General features: G+C 64.2%; 23 protein-coding genes and 1 pseudogene. 15 read left to right on the forward strand and 9 right to left on the reverse strand.

From position 1 onward, the window contains the following. Positions 1–445: 445 nt before the first annotated feature. On the reverse strand, positions 446–4,003 hold the full coding sequence (mobF, locus tag OIT41_RS02435; protein WP_264637918.1) for a MobF family relaxase: 3,558 nt from the start codon (positions 4,001–4,003) through the stop codon (positions 446–448). Between the two features lie 522 nt (positions 4,004–4,525). Between mobF and OIT41_RS02440 the strand changes: the two genes are divergently transcribed. From OIT41_RS02440 to OIT41_RS02455, 4 genes are all read left to right on the forward strand, one after another. Beyond that, positions 4,526–5,014, forward strand: a complete 489-nt coding sequence (locus OIT41_RS02440) for a MarR family transcriptional regulator (protein WP_264637344.1) — start codon at positions 4,526–4,528, stop codon at positions 5,012–5,014. A gap of 14 nt (positions 5,015–5,028) precedes the next feature. Continuing rightward, positions 5,029–6,084 (forward strand): zeta toxin family protein, encoded by a 1,056-nt coding sequence (locus tag OIT41_RS02445; protein ID WP_264637345.1) that lies wholly within the window; start codon positions 5,029–5,031, stop codon positions 6,082–6,084. A gap of 205 nt (positions 6,085–6,289) precedes the next feature. Then, the gene (locus OIT41_RS02450) at positions 6,290–6,493 is read left to right on the forward strand and encodes a hypothetical protein (protein WP_264637346.1); all 204 of its coding nucleotides are present in this window, start codon (positions 6,290–6,292) and stop codon (positions 6,491–6,493) included. 181 nt (positions 6,494–6,674) lie between these two features. Then, entirely contained in the window at positions 6,675–7,142 is a 468-nt protein-coding gene (locus OIT41_RS02455) for a MarR family winged helix-turn-helix transcriptional regulator (protein WP_264637347.1), read from the forward strand. Between the two features lie 418 nt (positions 7,143–7,560). On the opposite strand, the gene OIT41_RS02460 is transcribed toward OIT41_RS02455, so the two are convergent. Further along, positions 7,561–7,773 carry a hypothetical protein gene (locus tag OIT41_RS02460; protein WP_264637348.1) on the reverse strand — a complete coding sequence of 71 codons (213 nt, stop codon included), beginning with the start codon at positions 7,771–7,773 and terminating at the stop codon, positions 7,561–7,563. A 633-nt stretch (positions 7,774–8,406) separates the two neighbouring features. Here OIT41_RS02460 and OIT41_RS02465 point away from each other — a divergent pair. Both OIT41_RS02465 and OIT41_RS02470 read left to right on the forward strand, forming a co-directional pair. Continuing rightward, positions 8,407–8,592 (forward strand): hypothetical protein, encoded by a 186-nt coding sequence (locus tag OIT41_RS02465; RefSeq protein WP_264637349.1) that lies wholly within the window; start codon positions 8,407–8,409, stop codon positions 8,590–8,592. A gap of 673 nt (positions 8,593–9,265) precedes the next feature. Then, positions 9,266–9,472 carry a hypothetical protein gene (locus OIT41_RS02470; RefSeq protein ID WP_264637350.1) on the forward strand — a complete coding sequence of 69 codons (207 nt, stop codon included), beginning with the start codon at positions 9,266–9,268 and terminating at the stop codon, positions 9,470–9,472. A 465-nt stretch (positions 9,473–9,937) separates the two neighbouring features. On the opposite strand, the gene OIT41_RS02475 is transcribed toward OIT41_RS02470, so the two are convergent. The 3 genes from OIT41_RS02475 to OIT41_RS20910 form a co-directional block, all read right to left on the reverse strand. After that, the gene (locus tag OIT41_RS02475; RefSeq protein ID WP_413542301.1) at positions 9,938–10,318 is read right to left on the reverse strand and encodes an STAS/SEC14 domain-containing protein; all 381 of its coding nucleotides are present in this window, start codon (positions 10,316–10,318) and stop codon (positions 9,938–9,940) included. A gap of 254 nt (positions 10,319–10,572) precedes the next feature. Further along, the gene (locus OIT41_RS02480) at positions 10,573–10,707 is read right to left on the reverse strand and encodes a hypothetical protein (protein WP_264637352.1); all 135 of its coding nucleotides are present in this window, start codon (positions 10,705–10,707) and stop codon (positions 10,573–10,575) included. Between the two features lie 422 nt (positions 10,708–11,129). Further along, positions 11,130–11,792, reverse strand: a complete 663-nt coding sequence (locus tag OIT41_RS20910) for a class I SAM-dependent methyltransferase (RefSeq protein ID WP_413542302.1) — start codon at positions 11,790–11,792, stop codon at positions 11,130–11,132. Positions 11,793–11,935: 143 nt separating this feature from the next. Here OIT41_RS20910 and OIT41_RS02485 point away from each other — a divergent pair, with 143 nt between their 5' ends. Both OIT41_RS02485 and OIT41_RS02490 read left to right on the forward strand, forming a co-directional pair. After that, positions 11,936–15,379 carry a putative Ig domain-containing protein gene (locus OIT41_RS02485; protein WP_264637353.1) on the forward strand — a complete coding sequence of 1,148 codons (3,444 nt, stop codon included), beginning with the start codon at positions 11,936–11,938 and terminating at the stop codon, positions 15,377–15,379. Between the two features lie 585 nt (positions 15,380–15,964). Then, positions 15,965–16,246, forward strand: coding sequence for a hypothetical protein (locus OIT41_RS02490; RefSeq protein WP_264637354.1), 282 nt, complete (start codon positions 15,965–15,967; stop codon positions 16,244–16,246). Between the two features lie 54 nt (positions 16,247–16,300). Here the strand turns inward: OIT41_RS02490 and OIT41_RS02495 are convergent, their stop codons facing one another. From OIT41_RS02495 to OIT41_RS02505, 3 genes are all read right to left on the reverse strand, one after another. Beyond that, positions 16,301–17,305 carry a recombinase family protein gene (locus OIT41_RS02495; protein WP_319801836.1) on the reverse strand — a complete coding sequence of 335 codons (1,005 nt, stop codon included), beginning with the start codon at positions 17,303–17,305 and terminating at the stop codon, positions 16,301–16,303. Positions 17,306–17,524: 219 nt separating this feature from the next. Beyond that, the gene (locus OIT41_RS02500) at positions 17,525–19,129 is read right to left on the reverse strand and encodes a chloride channel protein (RefSeq protein ID WP_264637355.1); all 1,605 of its coding nucleotides are present in this window, start codon (positions 19,127–19,129) and stop codon (positions 17,525–17,527) included. After that, the gene (locus OIT41_RS02505; protein ID WP_264637356.1) at positions 19,126–19,581 is read right to left on the reverse strand and encodes a MarR family winged helix-turn-helix transcriptional regulator; all 456 of its coding nucleotides are present in this window, start codon (positions 19,579–19,581) and stop codon (positions 19,126–19,128) included. The genes OIT41_RS02500 and OIT41_RS02505 overlap by 4 nt, the downstream gene beginning before the upstream one ends. A gap of 51 nt (positions 19,582–19,632) precedes the next feature. Between OIT41_RS02505 and OIT41_RS02510 the strand changes: the two are divergent. From OIT41_RS02510 to OIT41_RS02540, 7 genes and pseudogenes are all read left to right on the forward strand, one after another. Then, positions 19,633–19,871 (forward strand): annotated as a pseudogene (locus tag OIT41_RS02510) (hypothetical protein); the annotation flags it as partial. 58 nt (positions 19,872–19,929) lie between these two features. After that, positions 19,930–20,535, forward strand: a complete 606-nt coding sequence (locus OIT41_RS02515; RefSeq protein ID WP_264637358.1) for a DNA-binding protein — start codon at positions 19,930–19,932, stop codon at positions 20,533–20,535. Continuing rightward, entirely contained in the window at positions 20,532–20,789 is a 258-nt protein-coding gene (locus tag OIT41_RS02520) for a ParB family protein (RefSeq protein ID WP_264637359.1), read from the forward strand. The genes OIT41_RS02515 and OIT41_RS02520 overlap by 4 nt, the downstream gene beginning before the upstream one ends. 125 nt (positions 20,790–20,914) lie before the next feature. Continuing rightward, entirely contained in the window at positions 20,915–21,403 is a 489-nt protein-coding gene (locus OIT41_RS02525) for a hypothetical protein (protein WP_264637360.1), read from the forward strand. Between the two features lie 14 nt (positions 21,404–21,417). Next, complete coding sequence (locus tag OIT41_RS02530; protein WP_264637361.1) at positions 21,418–22,440, forward strand: zeta toxin family protein; 1,023 nt, start codon at positions 21,418–21,420, stop codon at positions 22,438–22,440. A 275-nt stretch (positions 22,441–22,715) separates the two neighbouring features. Next, positions 22,716–22,856, forward strand: a complete 141-nt coding sequence (locus tag OIT41_RS02535; protein WP_264637362.1) for a hypothetical protein — start codon at positions 22,716–22,718, stop codon at positions 22,854–22,856. A 15-nt stretch (positions 22,857–22,871) separates the two neighbouring features. Continuing rightward, on the forward strand, positions 22,872–23,336 hold the full coding sequence (locus OIT41_RS02540) for a hypothetical protein (RefSeq protein ID WP_264637363.1): 465 nt from the start codon (positions 22,872–22,874) through the stop codon (positions 23,334–23,336). A gap of 126 nt (positions 23,337–23,462) precedes the next feature. Here OIT41_RS02540 and OIT41_RS02545 read toward each other — a convergent pair whose 3' ends face one another. Beyond that, positions 23,463–23,711 carry a hypothetical protein gene (locus tag OIT41_RS02545; protein WP_264637364.1) on the reverse strand — a complete coding sequence of 83 codons (249 nt, stop codon included), beginning with the start codon at positions 23,709–23,711 and terminating at the stop codon, positions 23,463–23,465. Positions 23,712–23,727 lie beyond the last annotated feature (16 nt).

The raw sequence follows: 23,727 nt of genomic DNA on the forward strand, positions 1-23,727 counted from the left end.
CGGTGGGATTTGAAACCTTTTCAGCCCCAATCAGGGCATGAAAAAGCCCTAGAATTCAAGGATTTTGGTTACCTCAAATCACCCGTTTTTACATCGGATGTGCCCAAAATGTGCCCAAAAAGTGCCCACGGCCGAAGACTTTGATGGAGGCCCCCAGCGGCGCTGAATCGCCCCCTCTTCCAAACCGACGGGTCACGTTCGAACGGGAAAGTCTTCGCCAGTAGCAGCTGTTGCCAGGGAGCGCGCCCCGATATCTCGTGCCTGCAGTCCACGTGGGCTTTTGTAAGAGGCATCAAATGGGATGCGACCGATGGGCTCCAAAGCATCGACTCTGAGCACGGTCATTCCGCTGACGTGAGATTCTTTAGCTTCTCGTTATCGAAAGGATTCAACTTTCTGAGCGGTCGGCATGTTCGGCCGGCGATGTGAAGTGCGACGTCTAACTCTAGATCCGCAGACCCATGTCCAGTGTCGAGGGGGACGGCGGGGAGGGGGGCACTGTTGGTGTGGCGGGGCTGGTGCGGGTCTGGGCAGCAGGGGAGAGCTTGGTCTCGACGCGTTGGCGTTGGTTTTGCCTGTCCGGTTCCTCCCAGCTTGCAGGGGTTCCGAGCGGGTTGGTGTTGTCGGTGATGGCCCAGCGGTCCCGGTAGATGAGGATTTCCTGGAGCGTTCGCCGTCGCCGGTCGGGGTCCGGGATGTTCTGGAGTTGTGAGTTAAGATTCTGCACCCATGGTTCCTGGCTGGTGGGAGTGCGCGTGGCCACGTGTTTGGCGCGGTTGCGGATGCGCTGTTCGACCTGGGTAACAAGGTTGCTCAGGTCTGGTCGGTTGCTGGGGCACCGGAGGAGCCCTTCGGGTGCTTCGTGTCGGTTGGCGGCGGTGCGTAGCCGGTTGTGGATGATGGCGGTCAGGTCGCGGACTTCGCCGCGGGGCGTCATTGCGTTGATTACTTCGTGTTCGGCCAGGTTCCGGTCATGTGCTGCCAGCCGCTTCCAGGCGGCCACGGCGGGGCCCCATGCCGGGGAGCGCCGCAGATCCCCGGCCGAACCTGGGACGTTGCTGGTGAGGAAATCCATGAGGTCCTCGTCGGCGGCGAGTTGGGTGAGGTAGTCGTGCTCGGCGGCGAGCTGGTGGAGGGTATCGGTGCTGTCCTGGAGTTCCTGCCGGGTTTCGTGGGCGGTGTGTTCGGCGCCCTCGGCGGCCAGGACCTGGCCGAGGATCTCCGGCCAGCCAGGCAGAGCTGTCGGATCAATTCGTTCGTCCGCGTCGGTGTCGGGTTCGACGACGTAGGCGGTGTTGGTGGTCCGGCCGCGGGTCATGCCGACGTAGAACAGTTCGCGAGTGAGCCTGCCTTCGGTGACGACGATGTGGCCGGTGTCGACGGTGATTCCCTGCGACCGGTGCGCTGTGGTTGCGTACCCCAATTCCGCAAACTGGGACAGGTAGTTCCGGTCAAGGTTGATGGTGGCGCCGGTGTCTTTTCTGACGCATGGAACGGTGCCGGCTTTGCTGGGCTGTGCGGTGATGGTCAGGAGGGTGCCGTTGCGGATGGACCCGCCCATGCTGTCCCTGATCCTTCGGTCGTTGTGCCGGGCCAGGATCACGTCCCCGCAACCGGCTGTGAGGCCGTCGGCCAGGGGCACGGTGTGCCGGGTGTCAACGGCTCCGGTGGCGGCCCGGTCGTCCTGGGCGCGCCGGTTGAGGACGGTCACCGTGTGATTGTCCGGGGCGATGAGGATGGAGGCCATCCCTGTTTTCTCGTCGGAGGCCCATCCCGCGTAGGCGGCCTCGATCATCCGGTGGTCGTTTCCGGCCTGGATCCGGCCGTGCCGTTGGTACTCCAGGATCCCGTCCCAGTTCCCGGCCCGCAGCTGGAGCGAGGCGGCGCTTTCCCAAGCATGACTGAAGCGGTGCAGTGAGGTCAGCCGTACTGCCCGGCCGGTGCGGTCGAGCCAGCCGAGCATCCCGCCGGCGTCGATGGAATCCAGCTGGGCCGGGTCACCGACCAACACCATTTTCGCCCCGGCCGCGACCGCCATCCCGGTGAGGACGGCGAGCTGGTAGGTGGAAACCATGGACGCCTCGTCGATGATGACGAGCTGGCCCGGGCGGAGCTGCCAGCGGGACTGTTCGGCGGTGACGGTGGCAAGGACCTGTGCCGCCTGCCGCCGCCACCCCTGCGTCGGGCCAGCTACCAGAGGATGTTCTAGGGCGTGTTCGGCGAGGAGGTAGCGGCGGGCTCGGTCTGCTGCTCCGGGGCCGTTGGATTCGTAGAGCCATTTCGTCACGTTCTCCGCCCCGAGTCCCAACGCGTCGCCGAGGACGTCCGCGGACACGGCGGCCGGGGCGACGGCGACCACGCTGCCGGGGCCGTGGACCTGTTGCCAGCCATCGCTCACGGCCTTCATGGTGGCGGTCTTCCCCGCCCCGGCCGGGCCGGTGAGCGCGTCCAGACGGCGCCGGCTGCTCAGGATCTGGATGGCGGCGTCCTGCTGGTCCACGAACAGGACGGGCCCCGCACTGCCGGGCGTGGCGGTGACGGCGTCGACGGCATCCCAGGGCTCCAAGCCCGGCGCGTCGGTGGCGTGGCTGGCAGCCATGATGGCTTCCTCCTCGGCAAGGATACGGGTGTTGGTGAAGACCCGCTCGGTGACCGGGTCGAAAACCGTATGACCGTCGGCGGCGACGTCAGCCTGGGCGTTGTCAGGGGCGACGTACCGGTAGTCGTTGAGAGGGACAGAGAACGTCTGGGCGGCGTCGGCAAGGGCCTCGATCATCGCTGCGCGTTCGGCCGGGCTGGCCATCCGGATGCCCGCGCAGACGCGTTCGGCCTCGGCGAGCAGATTCCACCGGTTCCAGGTGGCGCGCTTTTGGGCGACCAGGTCCATCACCAGCTGACCGGTGACCTGCCGCCATTCCGGGGACAGGTCCGCACTCGTGAGGGGCCGGGTGCCGGACCGCTCGACGGTGGCGGCAAACAAACGTTCCGGCGTGCAGCCAAAGCCTTCGGCCCGGCGACGCCAGGAAGTAAGCCGCTCGGCCAGCGGTACGGGTTGGGCGTCCTTGGCCGTCCGGGTGGACAAGGTGGCCTGCTGCCGCAGCTTCAGGACAGTGGCGTCGGAGGGATTGGTCCCGTGTTCAAGATTCCAGAGCCGGACCAGCCGGTCCTTCTCGAGTTCGATGATCCGTGCCCGGGCGGAGAACTCCGTGATCAACCCGGCATCGACCCCGGATAGCTCGCGGCTCGGGTTCCGTGCGACCGAGGCCGGTGCCCGCAGCTCGGTCTCGGTTCCCAGGCTGCGCCGCAGCTCGTCGAAGAGCAGGCCGTTGTAGTGCTCACTGGCCGCGACCACCGCCTTGTACAGGGTCCGGGAATCGATGGTGGCCCACGCCCCGTCGCTGATCCGTTGAACGCGGTTGGCGATGACCAGGTGGGTGTGCAGTTGCGGGTCACCGGTCCGGGATTCCCAATGATCAAACGCGGCGGCGATGGCTCCGCGGACCGGGACGTGCGCCACGCCGTTGCGGCCCGTCCGGGTGCCTATGGCCCTGCACTCGAGCCAGACCAGGGTGTCCTCCACGGCACGGTGGTGCGCCGCGAACACCTGATCCCGGACATCTTGCGGGCTGAGCGCCCACAGGACCGAGACCGACTTCGGAACGCTGAACGTCAAGTCGAACCCGGCAACGGGGCAACGCGTTGATGTTCCGGTTTTCGGACCCGACCCCGCAGGGACGGTGGCCCTCCGCCCGTATCCGTGACCCAACGGCTCACCGGTGGCCGGATGCAGTGCTCCTTCGAAGACCGCCTTCGCCGAATCCGCCGTCAGGACGGTGCCGGGGACTACTCCGATGCCGTCGATGCCGCTGCCCAGCCAGGTACCGGGCGGGTTACCAGTTTTCGTGTAGTAGTCCGTCAGATTGCGCACCGTCACATCACCATGGGCCGTGGTCTTCAGCAGGTACTTCACCCCGGCATCCGCAGACAGCCGGGCAATGGACATCGTCACCGCAATGCCCCAGGAACACCCGCGGGATACGGGCAGGCACCGCACTCCGGGCATGAGGTGGTGATGCTGTTTCGCCGTTGCTTCACGCCCCTTCATCGTCTGCAACGGGTTCGGGCACATGACCACCGGTGGCCTGTCACCTTTCCGTCGACAATGCCCGCTCCCCGCATGGATGCCAGACGTGTGCATGATGCGGATGCGTGCATGACGCGGATGTGTGCCATGCACGCGTGCCTTTTAGGGCCCACGGACAGAGAATTGTCGTGCCGCGTGGCTATTTATACATACAGGACCCGCCGATGTGGCGCTTCCGCTAGTGTTCCCGAGGCGTGGGCGAGCAGCGTTCCGCGCCGACAAAACGGGGCTCGTGCTGTGGCTGACGAAGAAGAGCGGTGACCATTTTCAAACCGGAGCCTGACCGTCTCCCGGCCGAGCGCGACGAGTTGCGGGATTCGATCCGCAAGCAGAAGGACCGGACGTCAGCCTGATAAGATTACTAATATAGGAGGTTTGGATATGACAATTACCAGCCCCGACCACGCACTTGCTCTGGCTCGCCGGGCGTTGGCCCGTGAGGACCTGGGCCGTCTGGACTATTTGAGGGCCTTGCGGGAAGCGGTGCAGCAAGGACTGCCGCAGCGCGACATAGCCCGTGCCCTGCACATCACCCAGTCCGCCATCAGCCAGGCGCTGACGAAGGCTGAGTCCAGGGGCGTGCAGGCGATCCCGGAAGGGTTCAGCGGAGCCAGCCCCTATGAAATCGCGGAGCGTTACGCAGCCGGCGACATCGACCGTAACGAGATGATCCGCCAGCTGTCCGCATGGCCCTATGTGAAAGCCCCCGACAACACGGAACAGCTGGCCATGGAGTGGAAGGCGATCCTTCCCCCGGACCCTCCCGGAACATTTGAAGAGGTGGGGGAGGCTTTCGACAAGGGTCTGATCGACGGGGACGCTTACGACATCATCCTGTACGCGTCGGAGGACGCTCCGGACGTGCCGTGACTACTCTGTAGAGCGTGACTACCGACGATCAGGCTGCCGCGCACCGTGTCCATCTTGAACGTCTGTGCGCTGATGGCGGACCGCTGACGGCCCATTCCCGGCACGCGACCACTCAGTATCCGGAATGGTTCAACGTCAAGCGGCAGCAGCCGCGCCAGGAGCGACGGGCCCTGCACGACGAGATCCTTGCGGCTTTCGTCGCCGCGTATCCGGACGTGCTGCGGAACCGCAAGGCCATCGTCCTTGCCGGCCCCCCGGGAGCGGGGAAGTCCACGGCCCAGGATGCGCTCATCGCGCAGACTCGGACGGCCCAGGATGCGCTCATCGCGCAGACTCGGACGGCCCCGGAGCACTGGTTGTCCATCAACCCCGATGACTTCAAAGACGAGCTGCTGGTGAAGGCCCTTGCCGACGGCAGCTATGACAGCTACCTGGTTCCGGATGAGGTGCGCGAGCTGGAAGCCGCGGGGGAGAAGTTCTACCCGCGCGAGTTGGCGGCCCTGTTCCACAATGAATCCTCCATCCTGGCCAAGAAAGCGATCAGGGATGCCCTTGACCGGGGGGACAACATCATCATTGATGGCACGCTGTCAGGTGAGAAGAACGCCCGCGCACAGCTGGACGCTTTGCAGGCCGCCGGGTACGACGTGAAAGTGGCCGACGTCGAGACCACCCGGGCAGTCAGCGAGGCCCGGACCCTAGGGCGGTGGGAACGCGGCTACCTTGAGGCCGAGAACGGCATCGCCACCGGCCGTGACGCCGAACTGGGAGGCCGGTGGGTGCCACAGTCCTTCCCGGCCTCGCTCTTCACCACAGCCGATGCACAGGAGTCCATCTGCGCGGCCAACGCCGCCGCCGTGGCCACCGACTACGGATGCGTCAGCGAATACGTCGTGTACCGCGTGGCCGACAATGACGCCGGCCCGACGCTGCAGACAGCGAAGGGCCGCGCCAAGCCTGACGGGCCGCTCGTGGACAGCGAGACCCTGGCAGCCGTGCGCGCAGCTTCAACGACCGCTCGGGAGCACAGAATCCGGCCCCAGGCCCACAAGGACTTCGGGCGCCACTGAAAATAACATGGTCGGGCAGCGAGCGATCAATGAGCTTGGTGCCCGTTGCCCGCCCGATGTTTCCCGAGCACTTCGGGGCCCGAGAGCTACCAACCACACACGTTTGGCGCAGCTCAGGGGATGGCCATCGACCCGACGTGTTTGAGGTGATGACCAGAAGTTGGAAATGTCAGCAGCGCCCCAACCTGCGGCTGGTTTTCTACGTATGACGAAGCCGCCGAACCTGGGCAAAGGCAAGATCATGTGGCGGATCATCCTGCCCCAGGCAATGCGCATTATCGTCGTGGACACCAACCTCGCGCCGGCGGTCATCAACCCCGCAGCCGCCAAGGCTGCCGCAGCCGTGGCACCAAGTGCCGAAGCAGAGCCGTCCTTGAAGATGGACTTCCCGGAGGATGAGGCAAAATGACGATCACCACCCAGAAACCGCTGGTGCGGATCGAAGGCCTCCATAAGTACTTCGGTCCCCACCACGTCCTCCGCGGTATTGACCTGTGACTGATTTGAATCGCCCGGGTAGGGCCGGTTATTTCCGGCGATGAACGGTTTGCGAGCGGCTGTTTGTAAGCATGCTTAGTATACTGGCTGTTATGCCAGACATGGAACGTTGGCCCACTGGACGCCTGCTGTCCACGGCTGCGCGGCTCGTTGAACATGCTTGGAACGAGAAGCTCATGGGGATGGGATTGTCCCATGCCGGGGTCATCGCCCTTGATGTCTTGTCGGCCACGGGGCCGGTGACCCAGGCGACGCTTGCCCAGATCGTACGGGTGCAGGCGCAGACCATGGGCAAGACGCTCATCCGCCTGGAGTCTAACGGCCACATCAGCCGCGCACGCAGCGGATCGGACCGGCGCAGCCAGGTTGTTTCGATCACGGAGGCCGGCAGCGCGGCCTTGGTCAAGGCCCATGAACTTGAGCGTCTGGTCCTCTCGACCGCTGATGTCGACACGGACGCACTGCGCCGTGAGTTGCTGGCCCTGGTCCGTGACCTTGGCGCGAGGGATAACGCATCCATGGCCAATACCATCGTTGCTGCAGCAGACGAGGGCCTTTAGGGGCCCGGGAACCGGAACCGCCCACACAGGCTCCCCACGGGTCGGCCAGGAGGTGCCCGGGGCGGGATCGGCACAGACGGGGTGCCCATTCGGTAGGGAGCGGTGGAGGCCTTCCAGTTCCGTGCCCCGCCCTGGTAGGAGGCGGGAGAGGCGTCGGCGCCGGAGGTGGGCCGCAAGGTCGAGCAACGTCGTCAGTCTGCTTTCTCGCTGTGCCCGGTAAAGGGCCTTTACCGGGCACGCCAAAGGCCCTTCCAACGTCCTCGGCCGCCCTGGTTGTAGAACTTGAAGCGGACCTTACGGCTGGGTCCCAAGCTGCCCGGACCGTATATACGGCAGGGGTCCAGTTCCTTTTGGGGAACGGACCTCTGTTGTCGGCGAAGGAGCCCTGATCCTTCTAGGGAGAGGAGTGGTCCCGTGACTAGACCTCGCTGGTTGGCTCTCTGCTTTCGAACTCGTCATCGAGTTCACAATGGCGGAACTCCGTTTCAGGGTCCGTCTCTCCGTCAACGACTATTTCGCGGTCCAGCTGCCGCTGGATCTGGCTGTCGAGTACCTGCAGCTTTTCGTTTGGTATGCCGCTGAGCTCCTCAGGAAAGGGATCAGCGGGAGTCAGGTGCAGCTTGTCTGTCATTTGCGTCCTCTCACGGGAGCGCCGGGCTTTCCGGGTCACTATTCGTCCCACAATCAAACCACCCTGCGCAATCTTTCATCCCTGCGGAATGGACAAATCTTTGCAAGGACCACTGCAGCTACAGGGGAGGGGACCTGGGGGTGCCCGTAAGCCGATCCTTCTTCGGGCAGAGGCCCGAGTGTCCCGGGCCAGCTGTGGGTCTTCTTCGGCTACAGGGAAGGAGGTCGGGGCGCGACAGAGATCTGTAGACGGAGCTCGGCTGAACGATGGACGAGGGGTTTGCATGGGAACCGGCGCTCGTATTAATCTCTTGCTACTAAAACCGGTGTGGGCAGGATTCGCCCGGAGAGGATGAGCGCATCACCGCTGACCAATTCACGCAAATACATCTGTTTCCGTTGAAAGCCCCTCCCAAGGGGCTTTCCCTATAACAGGCTCGCTTAACTTAGCGGCCGCGTTTGCGGACGGTTCCCGCATCCCCGGACCGCTTGCACACTGTCGGGCCTGGGACCTGGAACTGGCCTGGCGGGGCGTGTTTTGGGATTATTGAAAGGTCTTCAGAAGCAAGGACCGGAGTCGACCTGCAGGCGGTGTTGAGCCGCTGGGCTGGGGGAACCCATGAACAACCCGTGCGTGACAGCGCTGAAGCTAATTGAGCAACAGGCCATCACCTTGGATGAGTTATGGATCTGTTACTGGGCCAATGGTGGCAACGCCAGGGCATTTGAGCTGGAGGCCTTCCTCCACGGCGCTCACGAATTGGGCCGTTTCGAAAACACCATCATCGCTTGGGCTCTGAGCGACCTGAAAGTCGCGTAGCCCCGGACATAGGTTTCCGGTGGAGGATCCCTCCGCAGGACATAAGAGAGTGATTTGCGAATAAGTGAACAACCGTGGGTTGGCTTTGAGCGCTCATTCGGGTGTTCTGGGGATTGAGCAAGATCTGCGCAGCATCTCTGCCCTTATGCAACTTCTTTGCATCCCGACGGTCGGGGCGGGCAAGGAGTGCGTAAGGATGCTCTCAACTTGCCCGCCCCATGTTACGGGTGTTGCACTGGCCGTCTCAAGCTGTCGACAACCAGGTACTGCTGGTATTGCTGTATCCGTCTCCTACTGCTTGACGGCCCGGTACTGCTGGTACTGCACTGGCCGTCTCAAGCTGTCGACGACCAGGTGTTACTGCAACGGTGCTTCCCCCCAAACAGGCAAATACAGCTACTTTGAACGGGGGAACTTCCGTTCACTTTTCTTGCGAGAAAAAATATAGCCACGCTCTGAAATCTCGTCAAGTCGCCCTGGGTGCTCTGAGTTAGGCCGCTGCGGTTGGCTCGGGACCTACCTTGTAGGACGCCCAAGCGGCAGGCGACGCGCCCCACTATAGAGACCGACTTACAAGCGTGCGGTGACGGATCGGCTAACGGTCGGTCGAAGAAAAGGTTGAACTGGGCCACGATTGCTTCCTGAGCCGGTCCGCGCGTTCTACGGTTACCGTATGGCTCGAATGACACCGCAGGAAGCGACGGCCGTGAATATATTGCTGGGGTACTTCGCCGGCAGGCCCGAGCTACCGCCCGGGGAAATTGTGCGGTGCTTCGAGATCCTCGCAAATCGGGCGCACAACCGCCTGCAGGGTGGCTGGGACGAGTTCGCGGTGCGTCGCCAATGGCCATACGCCTACGAAGAAGAGGTCCGAGCGTAAGAAGGCGTAGACGAGCGTCCCGAAGACTGAATAGAACTGAGGATCCTCGCCGGGTACTTCTCTGCAGTGGCGCGATGCGCCCGGGAGTTTAGCGCTTCGCTCCAGCTGTGGCGCGGCGATTCGCAGGGCACGATAGGGGCCGGCGACGTCTGGGGGTCGAGAGCGCAGGCTCCAGGAACTGGACGATCTCTTCGTCGCCGGCCCGTCCGATAACCGGCCAACGGTTGGCGGGCCGGTCCACATTGTTTCCGATTCAAGTCAACACCCGGCGCGGCACTATTGCACGCGTACCGTGTACTCTTTTTGCCGGTCAGGGCGGGGATAACTTCTTGACCTGGCAGAACTATTTTGATGGCTCCGGAGAGGTCCACGCGTGCTGAAAGCGCCGCCGGGGACTGCTGCATGCCCGCACCCGATCCCCGGGTGCGTGGGCGGGCGCAGCTTTTGCCTATGCTGAGGCCCGGGTCATTCGGCCAGGTCCTGCATCAGCCAGACCAGTGCATCGTCCCTGGACGTGAAGAATCGGGTGGGACATGGCGGGATGTGGACACCAAGAAAGAAGTTTGCCAGAACCCGGTCAACAGGGCTGGTCCCAAGCAAGGCGATCCGGGAGGCCGCACAAGGGATGGAGAAAACAGCACGGGCCTGACGGTGCACGGACTCCGTGGTCGCCATGTCGACCAGCATCGGGTATTCCGAGCCCTTGCCGGCTTCATTGACGGCAGCCATTGCGGCATGGGCGTCGACAGCCTCGATGTTGACTCTGTCGTTCCAGACAAGGTGGATTATCCCGTCGGACCTAAGTTCCACGGTTCCTTTGCCGCCTTCGACCGCTATGGGTTCCAATGTCCGCCTCCCATTGACGCCTCGCTTCGCGCGTGTCGGGGACGAGGCCCGTTGGCGTGATTTTCCTACCCTACACAAGGTTCGCACGGGAAAGGATGAAGATATGACTCGCGGGGAAATCCTTGGTTGCACGCACTACCGGCCGAAATCCGCGCCTGATGAATGCCGGCCTTTCGCCGGTACAGCACGAGTAGATGCCACCGCCGACACGAAACGCGGAGGCTAGTCGACGCACCGGATCGCGTCGCAGACGTTCACGGCTGGGCGTGACGCTCCAACGCGTTCAGAGTCGTCTCGGGCGATGTGTTGAAGCAGAAGGTGATTCCGGGCGATTCCGCATTGCACACGTTGATGATCCGTTCGAAGAGCTCGGTGTGCTCCGGGATCATCCTGATGCCGCCCCCGATCATCACGAGGCCGAAACGATCACGACCGAACGCCGAGCGAATCTCTGCTTCGGCCTCGTCCGGGGAGGTGCCGATCAGAGACCTTGGCTACTCCCAGGCACCCGTCGTTATCTGAGGATAATCCTGCCGGGGTAGTGCTTTTCTGCTTGTGGGTGTCATTGACGTCAGCGACGTAAGGGTGGCTTGTGAAAAAGTGAAATATCCGACGGTAAGGTAGTCGTGCCGAGCGGCCGAGCTGCCTATATTTGCCGGGACGTATCACCAACCAGGTTGGACGTTACACAGCCGCGTACACGGGAAGCATTACAAAGTCCGCCCCGTGATTCCGCCACTCTGCAAAGACGCCTGGGAGTGTTTTGCGTAGGATCGTTAGCGGACAGCGGACAGCGGACAGCGAACGACCGTCAAAGGCCGGCTGTCACCAGATAGGTGCGCAGATTGGTCTGTTCTTCCGCGCCGCTTACTCCGGGGGCCCAGCTTAGACGTCCGAAGTTGGCTGTGGGATGGCCAGGCTGTACCAGCTTGGTGTTGGTCCAACGGCCAGCCCGAAACAAGGCATCGGGAGTGTCTGTGCAAAACGGCAGTGCACGGCCGGATTCCGTGCGTGCTTTCACCAACGGAGCCATGCTTTCCAAAGCCAACAGGACTGTTCCAAAGACATCCGCCAAGAAGATAGACCCTCCAGCAGACAAAGAAGCAGTATCGCGGAGTAGGGACTCGACGGCGGAGTCCGCCAGGTGAAAGAAGAGGCCCTCAGCAACCCAGACTGTTGGGGTACGGCGATCAAAGCCTGCCTCCAGAAGGGCAGGCATCCAGGGACCGGACGAGTCCGCCGGAACACACCGTCGTTCACAAATCTGCGTCGCCCGCCCCAAACAAGGGACGCGATGTGGGCGTGGTTTTGCGTTCTCGAGGGGTTCGGCGTGTCTAGAACGAGGGTCTCCCGCATCTTTTCGGACCAGCCGGAAAGCATCATGGCGATCTGATCCGCTCTCTCCGCGATTTACGGGCAGCGACATATTCTGGCCGATTTCGTTCCTGCTGGTGTCGGGGTGCTTGGTCAGCATTTATGATCGGCTCGTCCCTAATATCACGGGACACCGGGGACCGCTTGTATGGGCGGGTGTATGTGGGGGTACCGCCTGTGTTGAGGTTTGGTTTTTTCCGGTCCGCTGTCGGTCTCATCAGCGCGTTCGTCGTTCTGTTCCTGATGGCAGGTGCGATTCCGGCAAATGCTGCCATCCCGGTCTCTGCCGCTACGGCGAACAGCCATCCGGGCAGGGCCCTGGCGACGAACACGGCCCGGGAAGTCCAGCCCTCGGTCACCACGTCGGCGGCCTTTTCCGACGTGCCGGACGGGGCCCCGTTCTTCACTGAAATCTCGTGGCTGTCCGGAGAAGGCATTTCCACCGGCTGGGCCCAGCCGGACGGGTCCAGGATCTACGGTCCCGTGTTGCCGGTGGCCCGGGACGCGATGGCCGCCTTCATGTACCGGCTCGCTGGCTCGCCCGGGTACACCGCCCCTGCCACGTCGCCTTTCACGGACGTGCCGCCCGGCACCTCGTTCTACAAGGAAATCACCTGGCTCGCCTCCCAGGGCATCTCCACCGGCTGGACGGAACCCGACGGCAGCAAAACCTACAGGCCGTTGAACTCCGTCAACCGAGACGCCATGGCCGCCTTCATGTACCGTTTCGCCGGCAGCCCGGCCTACACACCCCAGGGCATCTCGTTTACCGATGTCGGGGCGGACAACCACTTCTACAGCCAGATCACCTGGCTCGCCTCCCAGGGCATCTCCACCGGCTGGACGGAACCCGGCGGCAGCAAAACCTACCGGCCGTTGAACTCCGTCGACCGGGACGCCATGGCCGCCTTCATGTACCGGTTCTACCGGGTCACGCACCCGCTCACGATCAGCGACGGGGCGCTCCACGACGGCCTCGCAGGAGCGCGATACCTGGACCAGCTCACCGCCGCCGGCGGTATCGAGCCGCTGACATGGACCGCCGCCGGGCTGCCGATCGGCCTCACCGTGAGCCCGGACGGGGCTGTCTCAGGCATCCCGGCCGCGACCGGGACCGCCACCGCCTCGTTCACGGTCACGGACGCGGCCGGATCCACCGCCACCGTCAACCGCACCATCAATATCCCCACCAGCATGCCGGCCGGATGCATCGGACAGGCCTGCGCAATCCTGACCCCGGCATCCGCGACCGTCCACGTCCCCGCCACGGCAATAAACGGGGTGAGCCGGGACGCGACCACCCAGAAAATAGCGACAGTCACCCTGAGCGGCCCCAGCGTCAGCGGTGTGACAATCGCGACCGGGCAGCTCCTCGTCCTCGCCCCCGCCCCCGGCATCGACTCCGGGGCGATCGGCGCCGTGAACAGCGTCACGGCCAACGCAGACGGGACCGTCACCGCCGCCCTGTCCCCGCGCACCCCGGCCGATGCCTACACCGACGGCACGGTCAACGCCATCGACCCCACCATGCCCACCTCCGGTGCCGACGCCTCTCCCGCCTCCTACCACGGCGGGGCAGAGAACGGGATGGCCTCCACCGCCCTCTACCGCAAGGGCACCTCGCCTGTGCAGATCCCGGCCAGCGCAGTAAAGGCCACCTGCAGCGGATCGGCGCAGATCACCCTCACCGGGCTCGCTCTCACCAGCACGCTGACCCCTTCAATGGCCGCCAAGTGGAGCCTGCTGGGCCTGGACCGGTTCCAGTTCGACCTCGACGGGGCCATCACCATCAATACCGGGGCCAGCCTCTCCGGCCAAGGTTCCTGCACCGTGACCTTCCCCCAAGCCCACGCGATCGTTCCCGCCGGTGAACTCGGCGTCATCGTTTTCAACGTCCAGCCCGTCCTGAAGTTCTCCGCCTCCGGCAAGGCCGACGTCAGCGGCTCCGTCAAACTCGCCTGCGGCAGCGAATACCTCTGGCAGGGCGGGACCTCCCGCACCATCCAGCACTGCGGGGACACCGTAACCCCGATCGGTTTCACCAGCGCCACCGGAGCCACCGCCAACGCCACCGGCACCATCAACGTCGGCATGGCACTGGATGACATGATCGGGGTAACCGGCACCCTCACCGGGGCCCTCGATGCGAACTACACCCCTCTCTCCCACCCAATACTCACCCTCGACGGAACTGTCGGGTACGAGCTCGGCGGCTGCCTGGCCTGCTTCTGGCCCAAAGGCCCCCAAGTCACCATCGCCACCGGCACCTTCTACCACCACCGCCTATTCAAACTCGACGCCCCACCCGCCCCGGCTACCACCACACCCACCGGGCCCCTCGCCATCACCACCACCACCCTCCCGGCCGGCACCGTCGGAAACGCCTACCGCACCTACCTCACCGCCACCGGCGGAACCGGCCCCTACACCTGGAACACCACCGGTGCCCTCCCGCCCGGGCTCCATCTCGAACCCACCACCGGCGCCATCACCGGAACCCCCAACACCTCCGGCACCACAAACCTCACCATCACCACCACCGACAACAGCGGTGGCTCAGTCAGTCGCACGATGACCCTCGCGATCTCCCCGCCCCCAAGTCAAAATGCGCTCGTGAACGTGCAGCAGATAGTCGGCGGCTATGAGAACGCATTCGCCCTGAAGCAGGACGGGACGGTTACTGCCTGGGGCTCTAACGGTGGCGGACAGCTAGGCGACGGGACCACAAGCAACCGCACCCTCCCCGTCACGGTGGCGGGGCTAACCAATGTCATCCAGATAGCCGCTACGGGAGAGAACACCTACGCCCTGAAAACAGACGGAACAGTCTGGGCCTGGGGATACAACAACTACGGCCAGATCGGCGACGGCACCTTCCAACCGAGACTCACCCCCATCAAGGTCACGGGACTTCCAGCAGTGAAAGCGCTCTACGCCGGTTCCAACAGCGCCTACGCTCTCGGAACCGATGGCAAGCTCTGGGCATGGGGAAGCAATACCTTCGGCGAGCTCGGGGACGGCACAACCACGAACCGTTCCCAGCCAATAGTCGTGCCCATCGGCAACGTCACGACGGTTGCAGTGGGCGCTTACATGGACGCGTACGCACTCAAAACCGACGGGACCGTATGGGCGTGGGGTTCCAACGGGGCGGGGCAGCTCGGAAACGGCACCTTGGTAGGAGGATCATTCAGCACGAATCCATCCCCCGTGCAAGGTCTTGGCGGGGTGGTTTCCATTGCCGCAGGCGCCGCCGGCGCCTACGCAGTGAAGCAAGACGGCACGGTCTGGGCATGGGGAGAGAACAGCGGCGGCCGGCTCGGTGACGGCACCACCACCAACCGCGCCCTCCCCGTCCAGGTTGCCGGGCTCACCCAGGCCGTGTCCGTGACGGCAGGCGGGTACGGGGACGTATTTGCCATCAGGTCTGACGGAAGCGTCTGGGGCTGGGGGGATAACTCCTTCGGTGAGATGCTCGACTCCTCCATTGGAGGCCACCGGCTTACCCCGGCGGCAATTCCCGCCCTTGCTGGAGTCGCCCAAATCAACGCTGCTGGCTACGGAAGCAGCTACGGGGTCAAAGCAGACGGTAGCGCCTGGTCCTGGGGACACAACGACGGAGGCCAGCTAGGTGACGGGACCACGGTTGACAGGCACAGCCTCGTCCCTGTGGGAGTGCAGAACTAGCACGGAAGATATCTCGATACGAACTTTTTCTCGGCCCGGACAACCCTCCCTGTAAACCCCACCCGCGAGGTCACTGCGTCACGGTAGGTGTCTCGAAACCCTTGGGATACGAGACGTCTCATCAGCTGAACGACCCGCGAAGATCGTATTTGTGACTCGCAGCGCTATTTGTCGCCCGGCCCGGCAGCCCGCATGGGGATCCTTTCCCGACGCCGGGTCTAAGCGTGACTTTTCCGAGCGTCGGTCCTCAAGCCCCCCCGTAGACCCCCGCAACCTCCTCTCAGGTGGACCCCGATCAAGCTGCGATTTCCCGCAAAGTGGAATCAAATCGCATTGACAAAATCACTTCCTTGACGCGGTGCTGCGTGAGACCTTGAGGTGAGTAACGGCGCGCTTCTGCTTGTCTGGGGTGCGTTTCCGAGGAGGAAGGGGAGTGCTGTGACCGCAGGACCCGAGAAAGATGATCCTTCCTATTGGCGTGCTAAGGAACGCGAAGCCCGGGAGTAGGAACGCAGGGAAAGAAGAGAGAGGCTTTAGAAGAACAATGAGGCCCGTGACGCTGAGCGTAAGGAAACTGACCAAGCATTGCTCAATTGGTCACAGGCGGTTGAGAAACGTAATAAACGCGGCAGAAATGTCGGTCTTACGCCCTCAGCCTTCGGTGCGGCAATAGGGTTGCTGCTGCTCTGGGTGGCTGGTAACACAGAAGGGTTCCCGGAAAGGCTTACCGATGCGCTCGGGACTGCCATGCTGGTCGGCGCGACAATCGAGGTGGCGGCTCGGATAATCCGCAAACTGATTAATACCGCTCAGAAGGATGTGGATACAAAAAGCGTCGCCCTGGAACAGTGCCTGGGCGTGAGGTAACCGAGGGTCTTGCGGGGCCTGGTGTTCAGCTCGTTGCAGACGCTCTTGACATATTCATGGGTGTGTTTTGACAGGTCGGTGCCCTTCTCGTGCTCTGAGCGCCCGGTAGATGCTGGCCAGGCTGGGGTTGCGGCCTTTGTGTTTGCCGGTGGGGATGATCATGTCGTGGAGGGAGTCGCCGTTCGCGCGGCGGCGCAGCAGGGTGTGCAGCATGTCGTCGGTGATGACCGGGGGCCGTCCGCCGTGGTTTCCCTTGCGGGCGGCCGTGTTGAGGCCTTCGAGGGTGGCTTCGCGGAGGTTCTCGCGTTCGGTTTCGGCCATCGCGGCGAAAAACGCGAACAGCACCCGGCCGGTGCCGGTCGGGTCGTAGATCCCGGTGAGTGGCCCGGCGAGGATCTCCAGGGCGATGCCGTGTGCGCTGAGGTGATCGGCCAGCGCGGTCAGTTCGGCGGAATCCCGCCCGAGCCGTTTCATCTCGTAGACGGTGAAGATGACCCGGCAGTGCGGGGCGTGGGCCTTGATCTTCCGGGCTGCCTGCAGTGCGGCTTCGAACTTCGGACGCACCCGCAGGTGGCTGGAGACCTTCTCGGCGAAGATCTTTTCGCGCGGAATGCCGTGCGCGGCCAGTGCATCCAGCTGGGACTGGAGTTCCTGGGTCGCGTGGGAGCAACGGGCGTAACCGACGCGGATGTCCGGGCCAGGGGTGTCTGCGGGGATTGGTGCTTGCGGCGGGGTGTCCGGTCGCCAGGGCTGGCCCGGTCCACGATTGGCCGGTGTCGGCACACGCAGCTGCTTGGCCAGCCGGTGGACTTTGGTGAACCGGCCGGTGTGGTAGGTCGAGGCAACGGCACCGGAGCGGGACCGGCACGGCGAGCCCGGCTGGACTTGGCAGTGGGGGCACTTGTACTGCTCGATCTCATCGGCGTCGGATGGGATCGTGGTTCCGGGCGCGCTCCTCGTCATCTCCTCGGCGCATTGCTTCACCAGCCCGTTCGAGGACAAAACCGGCCGAACCGATTCCTCACGGAACGCGGCATCATATTTCCTTCGTGCGGTCATCTACGCGAGGCTCCCATCAACCTATCTCGCAAAACCATGCGGCCGCAGAAGGCGGTTGTGCGTTAATTGAGTGAGAAGGGGTTCTGAGCGGAATTCTGGCCTTCGCGGCCCCGGATGGGCCGGATCGTCTGCGGTTTCTCAAAATCGGGTGTTTGCAGGAAGAGGTGACCATGATCCGGGTGGCCAGCCCTCTGGCGAAGTTCGCGTAGGTGCTGTCGATCAATTGCTACCTTGCATTCCCACCCGCGTGAGGTAGCGGAGCGAGCGGTCCCGGTCGGTCGCCTCGGTGAGGTCGTGCAGCCTGGCAACAAGCAAATCAGACGGGCTGATGAGCCCAAGGCATGTGCCGTCGTCGTTCACGACCGCGGCCTCGGGCGCGCCGGTCCGGGCGAGAACGTATGCGGCGTGGCGGAGTGTTTCCCGCGGATGGAGCACAGGCGTTGCCTCGGTGAGCGCAGCGGTCGGTGCGCGCATGACGTCCTCGCAGAAGAACGTCTCGAGCGGATCGGTCGTGTAGTCGCGGGTCAGGTGGAGTCCTCGGCGCGCGATCTTCTCGGTGAGCACCGAACGTCGAAGGAACAGAACGGAAGCGCCGTAGGCAACCACCGAGGCAATGAGCAGCGGGAGTGCAACAGCCCATGCATTTGTCAGCTCGAGAGTGAAGATCACGCCCGTGAGGGGCGAGCGCATGACACCTCCGACGACGGCGGTGAGCCCGAGCAACGCCCAGAACCCCGGGATGACGCCCGGCAAAACAAGGCCCGCCGCTGCGCCGAGTGCCGCGCCGATCATGAAGATCGGAGCGAGCACACCGCCGGAGGTCCCGCTGCCCAGGGACAGCGACCAAATGAGCGTCTTGACCACGAGGATGCCGATGATGAGCCCTGTCGTCGCGTGCCCCGTCAACAGCTGGTCGATCACGTCGTAACCGACGCCAAGGGCGCGGGGCTCGATGAGCCCGCCTGCGCCGATGATGAGGCCGCCGATGGCCGGCCACCACATCCAGTGGATGGGCAGCCGCGAGAACGCGTCCTCTGCCCGGTACACGAGCCAGGTTGCTCCGGCGGCGACGATCGCGCCGGAGATGCCGACCACGGCGGCCAGCGCCTCGATACCGGGGGTCAGGTGCAATCCGGTGGTCGAGACGGGGAAGATCGGTGCGGTGCCGAGGATCACGCCCCGCACCATGGTCGCGACCGCGACCCCGGCAGCCACAGGTACGAAGCTGCGTGGACGCCATTCGAACAAAAGCAGCTCGACGGCGAGCAGCACGGCCGCGAGCGGCGAATTGAACGTCGCAGCCATGCCGGACGCCGCTCCCGCCACGAGCAGTGTCTTGCGCTCGTCCGCGGTGAGGTGGAGGTGCTGGGCAAGGATCGAACCGATCGCGCCACCTGTCATGATGATGGGCCCTTCGGCGCCGAAGGGGCCGCCCGAGCCGATGCTGATGGCGGCAGAGACCGGCTTGAGGACGGCGACCTTCGGAGCGATCCGGCTGCCGCCAACGAGGATGGATTCGATGGCCTCGGGCATTCCATGGCCGCGGATCTTTTCCGAACCGAACCGCGCCATGAGCCCAATTACGAGTCCGCCGGCGATGGGCAATGTGAGTACTTGCCACCACGGATGTCCGCTGCCCACGGCGACGAGACTTGTCGAGAGGCGGCCGAAGAAGAAGAGGTTTGTTGCTAGGCCGATGAGGCCCAAGAGCGCCCAGGCCGCAAGGGCCCCGAGCGCCCCGACCGGGATCGCGAGAGCCGCTACCAGAAGCATCCGCCGGTCGACGGCGAAATCGCCCAACTGATGGCCGCGGTGGCTGCTCACGCGACCACCGCCCGGCTCAGCGACGCCGCCGAGAGGTGCCCATGGAGAGCGGTGAGACCGTCGGCGAGCTGGTCCCGCAGCTCCGGGTCGAGGTGCGCGAGAGCGTCCCGGAACTCGTCGTCGCGCCGGCGGAGGACGGCTTCAACGGCACTGCGGCCTTCATCGGTCAGGGAAAGCAGGACGAGGCTGCGGTTTTCGGCAGAAGCGGAACGCCGGACGTACCCTCCTGCGCACAGCCGGTCGGCCAGCCGGGTCACCGAAGATCCGGAGACTTCAAGGACGTGCGCGAGGGCGCCGCTGGGCAGTGTCCCGTGGTCGTGAAGGGCGAACAGCATGCGCATCTGCGGCATGGAAAGGTCCGTGACCTCGTCCACACTGCGCATGGCGACGGCGAGCAAGTCGCGCGTGGCCCGCTGGAGGGCATCGATGTGGTGATCGGGAAGATTTGGCATACGACAACTATTGCATAATGCAAGGCCTGCTGGAGCCCACGGCGCCAGTCCATGGCCACGTACTGCGAGGGCGACGTTCGGTGACCTTCTACCGAACCAAGGCCCGGTTCTGGGATGCGATCAGCGAACAGGCGTTCTTCCACTGGAAGAACGGACAGGCCCACGGACCGGAGGACTTGCCCATGGCAGTGGCCGAGCTGCCCAGCCGGTACGCCAGCCGTGCACCGTCGGAAAGCTCCGTCACAGCGGGCCCGACGCCGAACCGCCGTTCTGAGCTTCAATACCCGTAGTAGTAGGAGTAGTATCGTTACTACTCCTACTACTATCAACAATCGAAGAGGTGCTTTGATGACGTCGAGCGTGAAGGACCGCGTCTACGCCGCGGCCGAACAGATCAGTGCCGAGCGCCGGCCCACCGTTTCGACCGTCCGCGCGGCCGCCGGCGTGTCCAACGCCGACGCCACCCGGTACCTGAAGGAATGGACCGAGGAAAAACACGCCGCCGGCGGACAGGTCGCCGCCACCCCCGCGACCCTGCTGGAACAGGCAGCCCGCCTCGCCGGAGCCTGCTGGGCCGAAGCATCCGCCCTGGCCGCTGAACGCCACGCCGCCGTGGAAGCGGCCTGGGTCCAGGAACGCAAAGACAAAGACCAGGAAATCGCCGAACTCGTCGCCGACCTGGACCAGGCAGCCGCCGACAAAGACGCCGCCGCGGCCGCCCACGCCGGGGAGATCACCCGGCTCGAGGCCCAGCGGGCGGCGCTGGAGCGCCAGCTTGCTGTGATCGGAAAGCAGCTGGAGGAGTCCCGGGAGGCCGAGCGGGCCGCCTCCAAGGAAGCCGCCGACGCGGCACGCAGACTGGCAACGGCCGAGGTCCGCGCCACCACCCTGGAACAGGTCCACAACGCCCTGCTGCAGCGCGTCTCCCCGGAGCCAAAAGGCGCGGGGGAGTGAGCAAGGCCAAACCCGAGAGCTTTTCCCCATACTTCGCGACGCCGGACGCCGGCCAGGTCCGGGCAGCCTTCGCGGGCGCCGGTCACCTCGAGGGATACGCATCCATCTCGGAACTTATCGAGGCCGCTACGCTCAAGGAGGTCCGCCGGCTCCAGCGCAAATACAACAACGGCAAACCCTGGGAACCGCTACCCCCAGGAAGCGCCCGCACGGGGCGCCGCTCCAAAGAAGAAGAAGCCCGCCACCGGCAGTAACGCGCTGCGTGGCATGAACTTGCTCTGTCGGCCCACGACCACAGGGGCGCGTCGGGCCTGGACGATAAGCAGGCCTCAGAGGATCCTCGACGGCTGATAAGCTTACTAATATAGGAGGTTCGGAGATGACGATTACCAGCCCCGACCACGCCATTGACTTGGCTCGCCGCGCGTTGGCCCGTGAGGACCTGGGCCGTCTGGACTATTTGAGGGCCTTGCGCGAAGCGGTGCAGCAGGGATTGGGGCAGCGCGAGATAGCCCGTGCCCTGCACATCACCCAGTCCGCGATCAGCCAGGCGCTGACGAAGGCTGAATCCAGGGGCGTGAAGGCGATCCCGGAAGGGTTCAGCGGAGCCAGCCCCTACGAAATCGCGGAGCGTTACGCTGCCGGGGACATTGACCGGGACGAGATGATCCGCCAGCTGTCCGCGTGGCCCTACGTGAAAGCCCCCGACAACACGGAACAGCTGGCCATGGAGTGGAAGGCGATCCTTCCCCCGGACCCTGCCGGAACATTCGAAGAGGTGGGGGAGGCTTTCGACAAGGGTCTGATCGACGGGGACGCCTACGACATCATCCTGGACGCGTCCGAGGACGCTCCGGACGTGCCGTGACTACGCTGTAGAGCGTGAATACTGACGATCAGGCTGCCGCGCACCGTGCCCAGCTGGAACGCCTGTGCGCTGACGGCGGACCGCTGACAGCCCACTCCCGGTACGCGACCACCCAGAACCCGGAATGGTTCAACGTCAAACGGCAGCAACCGCGCCAGGAACGACGCGCCCTGCACAACGAGATCCTTGCAGCCTTCGTCGTAGCGCACCCGCAAGTGCTCAGGAACCGCAAGGCCATCGTCCTTGCCGGCCCCCCGGGAGCGGGGAAGTCCACCGCGCAGGATGCGCTCATCGCCCAGACACGGACGGGCCCGGAGCACTGGTTGTCCATCAACCCCGATGACTTCAAAGACGAGCTGCTGGTACAGGCCCTTGCCGACGGCAGCTATGACAGCTACCTGGTTCCGGATGAGGTGCGCGAGCTGGAAGCAGCCGGGGAGAAGTTCTACCCGCGCGAGTTGGCGGCCCTGGTCCACAATGAATCCTCCATCCTGGCCAAGAAAGCGATCCGGGACGCCCTTGACCGGGGGGACAACATCATCATCGACGGCACGCTCTCAGGGGAGAAGAACGCCCGTGCGCAGCTGGACGCTTTGCAGGCAGCCGGCTACGACGTAAAGGTCGCCGACGTCGAGACCACCCGGGCAGTCAGCGAGGCCCGCACCCTGGGACGTTGGGAACGCGGCTACCTTGAAGCCGAGAACGGCGAGGCCACCGGCCGTGACGCCGAGCTGGGAGGCCGTTGGGTGCCACCGTCCTTCCCGGCCTCGCTCTTCACCACAGCCGATGCCCCGGAGTCCATCTGCGCGGCCAACGCCGCCGCCGTGGCCACCGACTACGGATGCGTCAGCGAATACCTCGTGTACCGCGTAGTCGACAAGGATGCCAGCCCGAAGCTTGAGACCACGAAGGGGCGCACCAAGCCTGACGGGCCGCTCGTAGACGGAGAGACCCTGGCCGCCGTCCGCGCCGCTTCAACAACCCGTTCGCCGCAACATAGAGGCCGGCCCCAGGCCGGCAACGACTTCGGACGGTAGTAACACGAAACGCCAATTTCCCGGGCGCCATCGCGCAGTTCCAGGGAAGTACCGGGTGCGATGATCCTGCGCAGGTTCAGGCTCGTCTGCGCCTTCTTGCGCCTGGACGTCTTCTCCGTAGGCGTATGGCCATTGGCGACGCACCGCGAACTCGTCCCAGCCACCCTGCAGGCGGTTGTGCGCCCGATTTGCCAGGATCTCGAGGGACCGCACAATTTCCGCAGGTGGTAGCTCGGGCTTGCCGGAAGAGCGGAAGCTGATGTAACCATGACGTCATGGTTGAGATCACTGCTGTGTACCTGGCACAAGTCCTGGAGACCGCAGCATCGTCGTTCGCCCCGGGGGAACTTGCCTACTTGGCGTTGACCTCGAGGGTAGAACTCCCGCTGCGCGATCGCCTTGCCTGGAGCCTGTGAACGCGGCTGCCCGACTTGGTGGTCGCTCGCGAATGGAAGCGCACCGATCTGGCACTCCTCGACCAGACGGCAAAAGCGATTGCACTGGTTGAAGCCAAAGCCCTGTACTCGTTCGACGTAGCCACCCCGGACCGCGCCAACGTCCGTGTGTACCGCGACAAGGTCAAAGCCGATATAGCGAAGGCCGTCGCACTCCTCGGTGGACACCAGGCCGCGGTCTTCGCACTCGTCCTGGTCACACACCCGATGGATTCACCCCCGGACCTCGACGGCGTGATCAAGTACGGCACCTCTATCAAAGCTGCTCTCAACCGAGCCGCCCAGGAGGAGATTCGAGCCGGTGCCAAGGCAACTCTCTCATCGGCACTGGATCCGCTGGGGCCGGCCATCCACGGCTCACTGATGGCAGGGACGGCCTTCGGAGTGCGCGTGATCGTCGATTACTGGATTGTCGGGCCAGCAGAGACGCAGGGTGGTTGATTGTTTTCCGGACGCGGGACGCGCACGTATCGGGATCCACTATCGGACAGACAAGGGAATGATCTGCGCGCTTGATGTGGACCTGTGCCCCTGGAACCAATGAGCTCGGGGTAGTTCCCTTTGAGACTACGCGGGCGGACCTTCGCCGGCCTCCGGGCGGTCGGCCTTGGATCGTGACCGTCGCTGAAGCCATGCCCGCCGGTATTCCTCGACCCCCCGCGCTTCCCTGTTGCCCGCCGCGGCGGCCCAAGACACGGCCTGGACGCCCAGAACGGCGATCACGCCTTGCCAGAGACCAAGCCACAGCCAGAACCCGAGGAAGACCACGGCATCAATACCCACCGTAAGCAGCAAACCCTTGGTCCGGCGTCTCATAGCGCAACCATACAGT

It is taken from the genome of Arthrobacter sp. YA7-1 (assembly GCF_025960325.1).
Lineage (GTDB): Bacteria > Actinomycetota > Actinomycetes > Actinomycetales > Micrococcaceae > Arthrobacter > Arthrobacter bambusae_A.